Source organism: Nostoc sp. (genome assembly GCF_054880495.1).
The window spans coordinates 1-11,199 of the sequence record NZ_JBTYKD010000404.1 but is presented as its reverse complement, the minus strand read 5'-3'; the positions used below and the strand labels follow the sequence as shown (position 1 = coordinate 11,199).

The window sequence follows — 11,199 nt, the reverse complement described above, 5'->3', positions numbered from 1 at the left end:
CCGAGATTATTTAACCCTGTCACGTAGTCTGGTTTAGATTTGAGAGCTTCTTTGTACTGACGAATTGCTAAGTCATATTGCTCTTGGCTAAAATAAATATAACCCAGCCCGTTGTAAATGGGGGCGATATCTTTTTCTCCCTCTTCTTGGGCAGCTTTCAGAGCTTTTTGAAACAGCGCGATCGCTTGGGAATACAATTTTTTTTCTGAATAAATACTGGCTAACTCATAATATTCTTGAGTCGTACCCTTTTCTTTCTCTAACTTCTTTCGCAATTTGGCAAAGGAACCTTCAATCTTGCGAGTTTTGAAAATCTGGCGAAAAACACCCACGGCTGCAAGTGTAAGGAAACCTACCAAAATTGAGAGATAAACAACGGCTAGACTATTATCCATTGCTGCAAATACAAATATTAAAACTTGCTTCTGTAATCTATTATCAGCCTATTGTCATTTGTCGTATGTTATTCACTAATGACTCATGACCAATGACCAACTTACGGTAAACCCCAATATTCAGAGCGTTGTTTGAGCCAACCTTCTGCTAAGTAACGAGCGATCGCTTTATTCACATTTCGTCTTAACTCATCGTACTGCAATCCCTTGGGCATGACTACAGATAAGGGTTCAGTTGATAACTTGATTGCCAGTAGCCGATATTGGGAATATTGTTGCACCCAACCGCTCAGAACGCTAGCATCTGCGGCAAAAGCTACGGCGGCATTATTTTCTATTCCCTCTCGCCCTTCGTCATAGGAATTCACTCCTACCAACTCGGCATTTGGCACATAGTACCGCACTTTCGCAATGGTACTGGAATTGTTGAGTACGGCAATTTTTTGTTTTGCCAAATCACTCAACTGCTGCACAGAGGCATCTTTTGTAACTAATACAGTGCTATCCAAATAGTAGGGAACACTGAAACTAACTATACGGCTGCGTGACTCGGTAGCTGTCACCCTAGCGATCGCAAAATCAACTTTCTTGTCTAAGACTACAGATAAGCGATCGCGATTTGCTACTGGTTTAAATTTGACAGCCTCGGCTTTACCAACCAAATCAACTGCCAATCGCTGTGCTAAGTCAATTTCCAAGCCTTGCAAATTGCCACTAGCATCTCTAAATCCCAAGGGACGCAAGTTATCCTTAACGGCAACAGTTAGATAGCCTCGCTGCTGAATTTCTGGCATTTGGGCAGCAGATGCAGTTAATCCCGTCCCTACTATGGAAAAGCAAAAAATCCAAAAAATAGTGGCGGATAATACCAGATGTAACCGAGTAATTACTTTCCATCTGCTACATCCGTTATAGCGTTTGCTAATCATAATAAGGTACATCATAGTCCCCTCCTCGCTTGCGGGGAGGGGGTTGGGGGTGGGGTTGTTGTACCTCACTCAAGCGAGAACCGCTATATACATCCCTAGCCACCTTTATCCTTTAGCTTGATTTGCCAATTCCGCAACTTTGCCGAAGCTAGCTGGATCGAGAACTGCCAATTGCGCCAACATCTTGCGATTTAGTAGGATATCAGCTTTTTTCAAATTACCGATCAATTGGCTGTAACTCAACCCGTGTTGCCTTGCAGCAGCGTTGATCCGAGTGATCCAAAGGCGACGAAAATCGCGCTTTTTCTTTTTGCGATCGCGGTAGGCACTCCGTAGCGCCTTCATCACTTGTTGGTTGGCGGTTCTAAACAGAGTTGAATGGGAACCGCGAAAACCTTTAGCTAGTTTGAGAATTTTATTGCGGCGCTTCCGAGCTACATTACCGCGTTTTACCCGTGTCATAACTTATTTCCTGAAGGACTTACAAATATGGGAGCATCAAACGCACGTTGAGTTCATCGCGTTCATGTACAAGTGTACTCTGGCGCAGGCTACGCTTCTTGTTGGAAGATTTGTGCTCTAAGAGGTGGCTTTTGAAAGCTTTCCGACGGACGATTTTGCCGGTGCCGGTGGCACGGAATCGCTTTGCTGCTGCTTTACGAGTCTTTAGTTTAGGCATGGTTTAGCTTTAATTAGACACGATCCATTATTATACTAATAAAACTGCTTGAATGGAAATTATATAAAGGATTTAACCAACCGCGATCGCTATAGATCAAATTAACTTCACCTATGGATGAAATAAATATAGTCGAATATGACCCACAGTGGCAGACTTTGTTTGCACAAGAAGCCGAGCGTATTTGGCACTCACTAGGCAATAACTTAGTTGTGGAAGTTGAACATATTGGCAGTACGGCAGTACCAGGAATGGCAGCTAAACCAGTTATTGACATCATGGTAGGGGTACATTCCTTAATAGACGCGAAATCTGCTGTTCCGATATTAGAATCTTTGGGATACGTTTATTGGCGTGAAAACCCGCATCCTGGACGGATGTTTTTTGTGAAAGGAATGCCACCATACGGAAAGCAACGTACTCATCATGTTCACATAGTCGAGGTGAAGAGCGAATTTTGGGAACGCAAGCTATTTTGCGACTATCTGAGAAGGCATCCTGAAGAGGCGAAACGTTACGAAGCTTTAAAACGCGATTTGGCGGCAAGTTTTCGGAGCGATCGCGAGGCTTATACCAATGGTAAAAATGAGTATATTCGGGCTGTAATGTCAAAAGCAAAGTGTGAGGAGATGGGGAAAATCGTTTAGATTAAATGCAATTTTAGCGAATATCCTCACTTCAGAAAACTGTCTCTAAATTCCGATAACCACTGACAACCGTGCAACTTGCACACCGCCATCAATGGGACGATAAAATATCAAGTAATCTTCTACTGGGAAACTCCGTAAACCGTTACCAAAATTATCGGAACTTTACCCTATATTAGGAAAATCAGCCAACAGTTTACACTGCTGGATAATTTTTTTATTGAGTCTTCGAGCCGCATCAGGATTAAAGCGGGTAATATAGCTGCTAATTTCTTTCAAATCTAATCTAGCTGAAGGCGCTAAAATACACCTGCTCATTATTTAGCAGCCTCAGCTTGTTGCATTTTAGCTTCAGCGCGTCGAATGTCTTCCTCTATTTCTGCAAATACTTTTTCACCATCAATTCCTTCACCACGTTCGAGTTCTTCGATACCAACTTGGATTTTAGCTTTCAATTCTGCGAGACGCTGCTCTCGAATGCGTTGGCGTAGCCCGCCGCAGGCATCGCATTCGAGAGCAATCTTAATGCTTCACCCATCACCTCACTCACTGAGTGATACCGACCACTATTAACTTTATCCTTAACCAACTGCTCTAGTTCTGGGGTCAAAGATATATTCACAATTATTACCTCATTCGATTTACTCTATATGCTAACTGAAAGGGGTTGGAGCAAAGTTAATTCGCTGCTGTTTGGGCTTCTTGATAAATTACTTCTTGAAATTGGATCATATCTTTTTGGGGATCGGCGTGGCTAACTTTCACTAATATCTGTTCGCCTAATTTTACAGAACGTTTGAAAACCATTGGTAACTGCAAGCCCAAATCTTCTAACAAAATTAGTGCTAAGTTGCTGTCTTCCCGCAGCCACATCAACACTGTCACATCCCAAGTTTCCTCTGGATGACGGCGTAAATACTCTAGAGCATAATATCTATTAGTTTGTCGTTCCACCATCGTCACTTCTTGGGTAATGCTGGTGACAGTTATCATTACTTCTTTTAGTTGTTCTGCGGAAAATGGTAAAACTTCACCCCGCAAATGGGCTTTAATTTGAAAGTGGGTGAGTAAGTCACTATAGCGACGGATGGGAGAGGTTGCTTGAGTATAAGTATCCAAACCCAAACCAGCATGACGCAAAGGCGTAATACTCATTTCACTCTTGGGCATACAACGACGCATGGCACAGGCGCGAACGAATCCAGCCGGAAGTAAAAGCAATTCTTCATCTGGAGGTAATTCTGGTTGCGGTTGACCGCGAAACGGCAAAGGTATGTTATGAGCTTTACCATAACGAGCCGCAACTTCACCGGCAAGAATCATCATTTCTGCTACCAGCTGCCGCGATGGGGAATCGTCCAAAATGTCAATGTTGATCTCGTCATCTTTGACTTTGATTGTCGCTTCGGGCATAGTGATGCTAATTGCCCCTTGAGCGTAACGCCAAGTTTTGCGCTTCTTTGCCCAAGTAGCGATCGCGGCAATTTCTGGTTCTGCTTGTACCCTTAATTGCAGCATTTCATCTACGTCTTCGTAGGTGAGGCGATAAGTCGGTTTAATCAAGCTGGTATGAATGCTGTAATCTTCTACTACCCCAGTTGTACCTAAAACAATCCCGAAACTGAGGGCGCAACAAACCCGTCCCTGGATCAGACTCATTGGCCCCGTTGCCAATACCTCTGGGAACATCGGAATCATTCCCGTAGGTAAATAGACTGTACTACCCCGCTTTCTCGCTTCCAAATCTAATTCATCTTCTGGCACTAACCAGCGAGTGGGATCGGCGATATGCACCCATAGGCGTTCCCGTCCATCGGGGAGTACTTCCCAACTCAGACCATCGTCGATCTCTGTGGTAGTTTCATCATCAATGGTGTAGACCTTCAGGTGAGTCAGATCAAGGCGGTTTGTATCTGAGTCAATCGGCGGGAAATCCAAACGCTGTTGCGCCACTTCTAATACCTTATTAGGAAACTGAACCGGAATTGAAGAACGACGCAGGAACAAGTTTTCATCAGGACTCCAGCAACCCAAATCCACCAACAGTTGAAAGGCTCCTTGGGGTGTTGTTGGTCGTCCCAGCATAGTCATAGTTTCTAATACTGGAACGCTTGGCGGATAAGCGCGAGCCAAGGAGTCATAATTTACCCCCGTCCGCCCAGTGTCAGCAAGCAGCGTTGCATATTTTTCTAGTCCTTCTAAGCGCTGGCGATCGTGCCGTCCCCACTCGATTGCTTCACCTTTGAGCGCCTGCTCTACACGAGTTAAAAATTCCTGCTGTCCCTTAGCTTTTAGTGCCTCTACTTCCATCTGGTGCTTGCGTTCTGCCACTTGAGCAGCAGTTCGCGGCTCGTAACCGTCTCCTTTTTGCTTGAAATAGAGTTTGTCGTCTGATAACAAGCAATAGGCGGCGTAACAAGGAGGCGCGCCTGATTCCGAAAATAGCAAATTCGCCATTTGGTCTGGGGTGACTGTTTCCCCATCTTCAACCAGTAATTCCCAAGCTATTTCTAAGCTAGATGGATCTAAATAAGGCTTAATTTTCTCCAAAAAGCTGGGAATCCCAGAGGGCTTGTAAGTCTCTTTGGTAACTGTATAGGTTATTTGTTTAGGCGCGAGGCTGTGGGATTGACCACGTTCATCTACCACAAACCAGCGGGTTTTACCGTCTGGACGTTCTACGATGCCCAGACGGCGATCGCCTTGAACCCTAAATTCAACTAGCGTCCCCTTCTCCACAACTCTCGCACTTTAATTTGGTGAACAGTTTAAATAGTTTTAAGTTAGGAGTTAGGAGTTTTAATTCTTAACTCTTTGTACAGACGCGATTAATCGCGTCTCTACTCATAACTCATCACTCTTTTTAGCCTTCCGCGTTGATGAATGGCAATAAAGCCACAATCCGCGATCGCTTAATTGCTAATGTCAATTCTCGCTGTTGCTGAGATGTCAGGCCAGTAATCCGACGTGGCAGTATTTTACCGCGCTCGGTGACAAACTTACGCAATAAATCAACATCTTTATAATCGATTGGGTCTCCTGGCTTGATCGGAGAAAGGCGACGACGGAAATAACTCATCTTTACTTAATTTCCTTGTGAACGGTATGTTGATTGCAGTGGGTGCAGAACTTTTTCAGTTCTAGCCGATTAGTGGTGTTGCGGCGATTCTTTGTACTGGTATAACGTGAAACACCAGCAGAACGCTTATTTGAATTTGTCCGACACTCAGTACACTCTAGTGTCACAATTATACGGGCACCTTTACTCTTAGCCATAATCTTACAAACAGTGAAGCCTGAAGAGAATTAACACAAATGACTATCTTCTCACATTCCGCCGCATATTATCAACTAATCTTTTAATTTTTATATCGAGCGAGTAGCCACGACGCGACGAAACGATGAAAGTTCCGCAATAGCGATCGTGTAAAGCCTGCCGCATCTGGGCATCAGAGAAGGCAGTGCCACAATCAATTGCTAGGGGAATTATTAGCAGTATAGCAGTGGGATTGGCTCTAATATTGCTTAGGGCAATTGATACGAAAAGGGCACCCAAGCCGACGATCACCTCTCGCTTTACCAGTGAGAGCAAATCTGGAATTCTGCCCATTACTTGCCCATCTTCGACTTCCAACACCTTTAAATCGAACGCCCAACGCCCTAAACTTTGCCCTTGATTGTTATATGGCACCAGCACCCGCAAAACTAGCCAAAGTATTACGAAAACTAAGATTTCAACAAATTGAATACCGATATTGCTGCTTCCGAGTAGGGAACTGACTAACCAGACACCAAGGAAATCTAGTCCTAATGCCATACCTCGCCGCGCAATCTCAGCCTTGGGATAGTGTTTTCGGGGAACTCGTTCGATTGTCATACAAAACAGGTATTTTTATTTAGGGGTTAACAAAAAACTACGGTTTTTAAGGTAGAGGCGGTTTAAATATGTTAGATTGAAAAATTTTTCTTAAAAAAGAGAGCCAAAAAATAATTGCGGATTTTAAAGATAAAATAAGTCTTGTTCGTCAATAGCCAACCAGCCAGAGAACCCTGTATCTAATATGACATCAACTGGTAGTTCTAATCCATCTGCACCAATAAGCTCAATCTCAAAAACTAGCTCGTCATCATTGCCGAACAACCCAAGTATCATATAGTTCCAGAAACCCCTGTTTCATTAATTCGGAAGAGAAACAATGGTACAGTACCGGGGTGTTTAATACGTGCCATCTGCATAGCTACTTCTTGATCACGAGCAATAAAATAGTTTCCACTTTCTGCTTCAACAACGATATACCAGTTGTAGTGAGTTTAGATGTACTCTGGCTTAACGCGGTCAAAAATGTTCGTTACTGGCTTTGTCATGTGGTGGTATCGCTACAAAGGAAAAAATCACTCTCCGCAGACAAGAGAACTAGCTTAGTTAAGAGCAAAGAATTAGATTATCAACGTTAATTTTAAGGGATAATTCAAAATGTTAGCGTCACAGTGACTAAGGAAATCCCGTAGCGCCTTGCGATCGCGTAGTGTGTGCAAAGCACAATTGCCACTAAAATTCTGTCTGCTGGATCTTTGTGAAACGTGCCTGGTAGCTATGTACTTGCCTTAGCGTACTCCTCCAGGGATCTTGCTACGCGCAGCGTTCCGCAGGAAAGCTTACCGTTCGCGGAGCGTCTCCGACAGGAGAAGGTATCGCCCAGGGGAAATTCAATCGTACCAAAATAGGCGATCGCAATTTATCTTTAAGCTTGATTTACTGCATCAAAGATTTGTGATACTTTGAGATTTAGCTGACTAAATTGCGGCGATACAACTAAATCATCACCACAAAAGTTACCTATCTCAGTGTAAGTTTTGTCAATCAGTTCTAATATTAATATAATTTGAGCTTCGGGGTCAATAATCCAATATTCAGGAATTCCACAATCTTGATACTGCGATCGCTTGGCGATAAAATCTCTATCTCGTTGCAATTCTCCTGGACTAACTACTTCAATCACCAGTAGAGGCGGTAGCATTGACAAACGAATAGTATTACGTTTTGCTAACTGCTGAATATGCTCTTGGCGAATAATTGTCAGGTCAGGATAACGGTTTCTAGGTTCTCCTCTGACTTCCAGTTCTAAACCATGTCCTCGCACTCTTCTATAATCTAGTAGAGATGCAAATTGAATTAATATAAATGTGGCGATCTGAACATTAATTCCTGATTCTGGAGGCATCTCGATTAACTCTCCATTAAACAACTCATAGAGTTTATCTGTGCCATCATCATAAGACAGGTATTCTTCAAAGCTTTGAAATCTATGTTTAATATGTAGCATCAAGGTTACTCCATGATGAGTCTCAATGTAAATTTAGCTGTAGATCCCCAACTTTTTAAAAAAGTCGGGGATCTGATGTGTATTGAGCCGCAGGTACAACTAAAAAGAAAGTTGTTATTGAATTATTTCGGATTAATGGCGGGAAGGTAGGATACTATTTGGTAAACTTACTAGAGAAAAAATACTACTACTGTGGTCAAGACTGGGCAAGTATCAAAGCCAAGCTAAGAGAATTAGGTATTGGTAGAGATGAGCCAAATTACTCTTAACGTAAGCGTTTAGGGGTATAGAGAAGACAAAAAAACAACCTCCAAAATCAAGCAATAAAATTAGGCAGCTTTCAAAAACTCAGAATCATGAGGACAAAATGCTCTCTTGGTTGAGTGGTCAATGTTATTTTACAAGATATAAAGTAAAAAGTCGGAGGCGATCGCTATGTTATCAGTCAGCGATGCACAAGCAATTATTTTAAATTTAGTACAACCGTTGGATGATCAACGAGATACAGAAGTTGTCGATTTATTGGCAGCCGATAGTCGCATTTTGGCAACACCTGTCACCAGTCCGCTAGATTTTCCCCATTGGGATAATTCGGCAATGGATGGTTATGCAATTCGGTACGAAGATGTGCAGCACTCCAGCGCCGAACAACCAGCTGTTTTAGAAATTGTGGAAGAGATACCGGCTGGATATCAGCCCAAGTCTACAATTCAAGCAGGGCAAGCCGCAAGGATTTTCACAGGTGCGGTGATGCCACCAGGTGCAGATACTATAGTTATGCAAGAGAAGACACATCGGCAGGAAAACCGCGTATTTATCGTGGATGCGCCAAAACCGCAAGAATTTGTCAGACACAAAGCATCTTTTTATCAAGCTGGAACACAACTACTACCAGCAGGAATTAAGTTAAATGCCCCAGAAATTGCCGTATTGGCAGCAGCACAATGTCTACAATTAAGTGTTTATCGTCGCCCGCGTGTAGCAATTTTTTCTACTGGTGATGAGTTGGTATCAGTTGATCAACCGTTGCAACCAGGGCAAATTGTGGATTCTAATCAGTATGCGATCGCAGCTTTGGTAAAGCAAAGTGGGGCAGAACCCTTAATTTTAGGTATTGTTAAGGATGATCCAGTTGCTTTGGAGAAAGTCATTGCCCACGCCGTTGCGATCGCTGATATAGTTATCTCTTCTGGTGGTGTCTCAGTGGGAGATTATGATTACGTTGACAAAATTCTCGACTCATTAAGAGCAAAAATTCACATTCGGGCTGTACAGATAAAGCCAGGAAAACCCCTCACCGTCGCCACATTCCCCAGTAGAGACGCGATTAATGGCGTCTCCCCACTCTACTTTGGTTTACCAGGAAACCCTGGTGCTGTTTTAGTAACTTTTTGGCGGTTTGTGCTACCAGCAATCAAGAAACTTTCGGGAATTACTGAAGGTTGGGAACCAGTATTTTTGAAAGTGCGATCGCATGATGAATTGCGATCGGACGGCAAGCGTGAAACTTACCTGTGGGGTAAATTGCATTTAATTGATGGAGTTTACGAATTTCATAAAGCTGGTGGTAGTCACAGTTCCGGCAATTTAATTAATTTAGCTCAAACCAATGCCTTAGCTGTTCTCCCGATAGGTAAAACATTAATTTCCCCACAAGAAGAGGTGCAAGTATTGCAGCTTGTTAACCAGACTTTTCACCTCATGTGGAAAAATCATCGAGTGACCTAACCCCCTAGCCCACTTCCCTACTAGGGAAGGGGGAAAATTCAAAGCCTCTCTCCTTGTAGGCTATCCATTACCCGGATCTTTCTTAACATTTGCCAGAGCGATGGATCATCAAATCCCGAAGCCTTAAAGCTACGTCGTCTCTTCTCAATAAAAGTGAGTTTTTATCGATAACAATAAGGGCTGATTTGTCAAGTTAGCAAGAAAATCCCAGCCTTGTGAGCCTTTATAAAACATGATAAAAAACCGGGAGCGGGTAAACCTGCTTTTTCACCCAGATGATGACCGCAACTTGATTTTTCAACAGTGGCTTAATCGGGATGAAGCAATCAATAGTCAAGTCGTGTCCACTACCAATAATATAGAGTTACAAACACAATTCGCAATTGTGAACAAAAATTGGATTTTGTCAGATTTTTTACCCCAAAATATAATGTTTACGCATTTCAATCCTAACTTCACGCGCATAGATGAGATAGTTCCTAGTATATATAAGCTTTCTATCTCAAACAATAAAAAGTTCGTTTTCAGTCAATTCCTTATCCTTGATGAGCGCCCTATGCTTATTCATACGGGTCGCTCAAATTGGTTTGAGCAAACGTATCAGCTTGTTTCCTCTGTCTGCGACCCTTCAAAACTTCATTACATTGCCTTATGTCACCTTGAGGCTGATGAGTGTGGAGCGCTTAATCAGTGGCTTGAAGCGGCTCCGGAAGCCAAAACAATTGTGAGTCCTCTGAATCAATCGAACATGGATGACTTTGCGTTGCGACCAACAACGGTTCTTAAGAATAACAAAGCTCTTTCCTTGGGTAAAAGAGATATCATACTTATTGAAACTCCTCATTTTCCTCATGGATGGGAGGGTTGTGTATTCTATCAGCCGCAAGAGGAGATCCTTTTTTGTTCCGATCTTGCGGCTCATCCTGGTCAGTTCGAGGAGCCTGTTACCGAAAAGGATCTTACAGAATCTATCATTAATTTTCAGCAAAAAGTCGGGTTTATGTCTGAAGGCAAAAGCTTCACTCGGGGGATTGAGGCAATAGAGAAGCTACCCATTAAGTACCTTGCAACAATGCATGGTTCTATTATTCACGGGGAGTCCATCTCGAAGCTTCTTTTAAAAATGAAGCAAACCTTTGGTTCTTAAGTTGATTGTAGGCGTGAAAAGTCAGGCTTGTTAACGAGTAATGGGGATTGGGGACTGGGGATAAAATTATTTGTTGATACTTACAGCTATTTTCAGGTAAATAGACCACGCGGTAGGGGCACAGCAATGCTCATTGGTGTCAACTTAACCTAGAAGTTAGGCAAGGCATGCTTTCGAGGTTTGACCCTCACAAGAACAGCCCCTCTCCCACTTTTAGGAGAGGGGAGCAAATTCTCTAGTTCCCCGAATCCCAAGTTGGGAGAAGGGGTTAGGGGATGAGGGCAAAACGTCTTCTCAAAGCAACTTTTTTCTTAAGTTGACACGCATGAGCATTGCTGTGCCCCTACGAC

General features: G+C 43.0%; 16 protein-coding genes. 3 read left to right on the top strand and 13 right to left on the bottom strand.

What is annotated here, in order from left to right:
• From ACYTXL_RS33985 to rpmI, 4 genes are all read right to left on the bottom strand, one after another.
• A partial coding sequence (locus ACYTXL_RS33985; protein WP_461928422.1) for a tetratricopeptide repeat protein occupies nt 1-395 on the bottom strand: 395 nt, incomplete at its 3' end.
• 101 nt (nt 396-496) lie between these two features.
• Nucleotides 497-1,336, bottom strand: coding sequence for a transporter substrate-binding domain-containing protein (locus ACYTXL_RS33980; protein ID WP_461928423.1), 840 nt, complete (start codon nt 1,334-1,336; stop codon nt 497-499).
• Between the two features lie 93 nt (nt 1,337-1,429).
• A complete protein-coding gene (rplT, locus tag ACYTXL_RS33975; protein ID WP_229545555.1) occupies nt 1,430-1,786 on the bottom strand; it encodes a 50S ribosomal protein L20 in 357 nt (118 codons plus the stop codon).
• 19 nt (nt 1,787-1,805) lie between these two features.
• Nucleotides 1,806-2,003, bottom strand: coding sequence for a 50S ribosomal protein L35 (rpmI, locus tag ACYTXL_RS33970; RefSeq protein ID WP_292760699.1), 198 nt, complete (start codon nt 2,001-2,003; stop codon nt 1,806-1,808).
• Between the two features lie 113 nt (nt 2,004-2,116).
• On the opposite strand from rpmI, the gene ACYTXL_RS33965 reads away from it, so the two are divergent.
• Nucleotides 2,117-2,650, top strand: a complete 534-nt coding sequence (locus ACYTXL_RS33965; protein ID WP_461928421.1) for a GrpB family protein — start codon at nt 2,117-2,119, stop codon at nt 2,648-2,650.
• Nucleotides 2,651-2,815: 165 nt separating this feature from the next.
• On the opposite strand, the gene ACYTXL_RS33960 is transcribed toward ACYTXL_RS33965, so the two are convergent.
• The 9 genes from ACYTXL_RS33960 to ACYTXL_RS33920 all read right to left on the bottom strand — a co-directional run bounded on the left by ACYTXL_RS33960 (nt 2,816) and on the right by ACYTXL_RS33920 (nt 7,974).
• Nucleotides 2,816-2,968, bottom strand: a complete 153-nt coding sequence (locus ACYTXL_RS33960) for a type II toxin-antitoxin system RelE/ParE family toxin (protein WP_461928420.1) — start codon at nt 2,966-2,968, stop codon at nt 2,816-2,818.
• Complete coding sequence (locus tag ACYTXL_RS33955) at nt 2,968-3,105, bottom strand: hypothetical protein (RefSeq protein WP_461928419.1); 138 nt, start codon at nt 3,103-3,105, stop codon at nt 2,968-2,970. The genes ACYTXL_RS33960 and ACYTXL_RS33955 overlap by 1 nt, the downstream gene beginning before the upstream one ends.
• Entirely contained in the window at nt 3,102-3,272 is a 171-nt protein-coding gene (locus tag ACYTXL_RS33950) for a type II toxin-antitoxin system ParD family antitoxin (RefSeq protein WP_461928418.1), read from the bottom strand. The genes ACYTXL_RS33955 and ACYTXL_RS33950 overlap by 4 nt, the downstream gene beginning before the upstream one ends.
• A 56-nt stretch (nt 3,273-3,328) precedes the next feature.
• Nucleotides 3,329-5,389 (bottom strand): ribonuclease catalytic domain-containing protein, encoded by a 2,061-nt coding sequence (locus tag ACYTXL_RS33945; protein ID WP_461928417.1) that lies wholly within the window; start codon nt 5,387-5,389, stop codon nt 3,329-3,331.
• A gap of 124 nt (nt 5,390-5,513) precedes the next feature.
• On the bottom strand, nt 5,514-5,729 hold the full coding sequence (rpsR, locus tag ACYTXL_RS33940; protein WP_094333177.1) for a 30S ribosomal protein S18: 216 nt from the start codon (nt 5,727-5,729) through the stop codon (nt 5,514-5,516).
• 2 nt (nt 5,730-5,731) lie between these two features.
• Nucleotides 5,732-5,926 (bottom strand): 50S ribosomal protein L33, encoded by a 195-nt coding sequence (rpmG, locus tag ACYTXL_RS33935; protein ID WP_461928416.1) that lies wholly within the window; start codon nt 5,924-5,926, stop codon nt 5,732-5,734.
• A gap of 43 nt (nt 5,927-5,969) precedes the next feature.
• The gene (locus ACYTXL_RS33930) at nt 5,970-6,527 is read right to left on the bottom strand and encodes an RDD family protein (RefSeq protein WP_461928415.1); all 558 of its coding nucleotides are present in this window, start codon (nt 6,525-6,527) and stop codon (nt 5,970-5,972) included.
• A 123-nt stretch (nt 6,528-6,650) separates the two neighbouring features.
• The gene (locus tag ACYTXL_RS33925; protein ID WP_461928414.1) at nt 6,651-6,803 is read right to left on the bottom strand and encodes a hypothetical protein; all 153 of its coding nucleotides are present in this window, start codon (nt 6,801-6,803) and stop codon (nt 6,651-6,653) included.
• A gap of 589 nt (nt 6,804-7,392) precedes the next feature.
• On the bottom strand, nt 7,393-7,974 hold the full coding sequence (locus ACYTXL_RS33920; RefSeq protein ID WP_461928413.1) for a Uma2 family endonuclease: 582 nt from the start codon (nt 7,972-7,974) through the stop codon (nt 7,393-7,395).
• 435 nt (nt 7,975-8,409) lie between these two features.
• On the opposite strand from ACYTXL_RS33920, the gene ACYTXL_RS33915 reads away from it, so the two are divergent.
• Both ACYTXL_RS33915 and ACYTXL_RS33910 read left to right on the top strand, forming a co-directional pair.
• A complete protein-coding gene (locus ACYTXL_RS33915) occupies nt 8,410-9,702 on the top strand; it encodes a molybdopterin molybdotransferase MoeA (RefSeq protein ID WP_461928412.1) in 1,293 nt (430 codons plus the stop codon).
• 232 nt (nt 9,703-9,934) lie between these two features.
• Entirely contained in the window at nt 9,935-10,849 is a 915-nt protein-coding gene (locus tag ACYTXL_RS33910) for an oxygen-binding di-iron domain-containing protein (RefSeq protein WP_461928411.1), read from the top strand.
• Nucleotides 10,850-11,199 lie beyond the last annotated feature (350 nt).

Excerpts from the sequence above, each read along its gene's own strand:
- rplT (WP_229545555.1), bottom strand. The coding sequence starts at position 1,786 with ATGACACGGGTAAAACGCGGTAATGTAGCTCGGAAGCGCCGCAATAAA.
- ACYTXL_RS33925 (WP_461928414.1), bottom strand. The coding sequence starts at position 6,803 with ATGATACTTGGGTTGTTCGGCAATGATGACGAGCTAGTTTTTGAGATT.
- ACYTXL_RS33930 (WP_461928415.1), bottom strand. The coding sequence starts at position 6,527 with ATGACAATCGAACGAGTTCCCCGAAAACACTATCCCAAGGCTGAGATT.
- rpsR (WP_094333177.1), bottom strand. The coding sequence starts at position 5,729 with ATGAGTTATTTCCGTCGTCGCCTTTCTCCGATCAAGCCAGGAGACCCA.
- ACYTXL_RS33980 (WP_461928423.1), bottom strand. The coding sequence starts at position 1,336 with ATGTACCTTATTATGATTAGCAAACGCTATAACGGATGTAGCAGATGG.
- ACYTXL_RS33915 (WP_461928412.1), top strand. The coding sequence starts at position 8,410 with ATGTTATCAGTCAGCGATGCACAAGCAATTATTTTAAATTTAGTACAA.
- ACYTXL_RS33920 (WP_461928413.1), bottom strand. The coding sequence starts at position 7,974 with ATGCTACATATTAAACATAGATTTCAAAGCTTTGAAGAATACCTGTCT.
- ACYTXL_RS33910 (WP_461928411.1), top strand. The coding sequence starts at position 9,935 with ATGATAAAAAACCGGGAGCGGGTAAACCTGCTTTTTCACCCAGATGAT.
- rpmG (WP_461928416.1), bottom strand. The coding sequence starts at position 5,926 with ATGGCTAAGAGTAAAGGTGCCCGTATAATTGTGACACTAGAGTGTACT.
- ACYTXL_RS33960 (WP_461928420.1), bottom strand. The coding sequence starts at position 2,968 with ATGAGCAGGTGTATTTTAGCGCCTTCAGCTAGATTAGATTTGAAAGAA.
- rpmI (WP_292760699.1), bottom strand. The coding sequence starts at position 2,003 with ATGCCTAAACTAAAGACTCGTAAAGCAGCAGCAAAGCGATTCCGTGCC.
- ACYTXL_RS33965 (WP_461928421.1), top strand. The coding sequence starts at position 2,117 with ATGGATGAAATAAATATAGTCGAATATGACCCACAGTGGCAGACTTTG.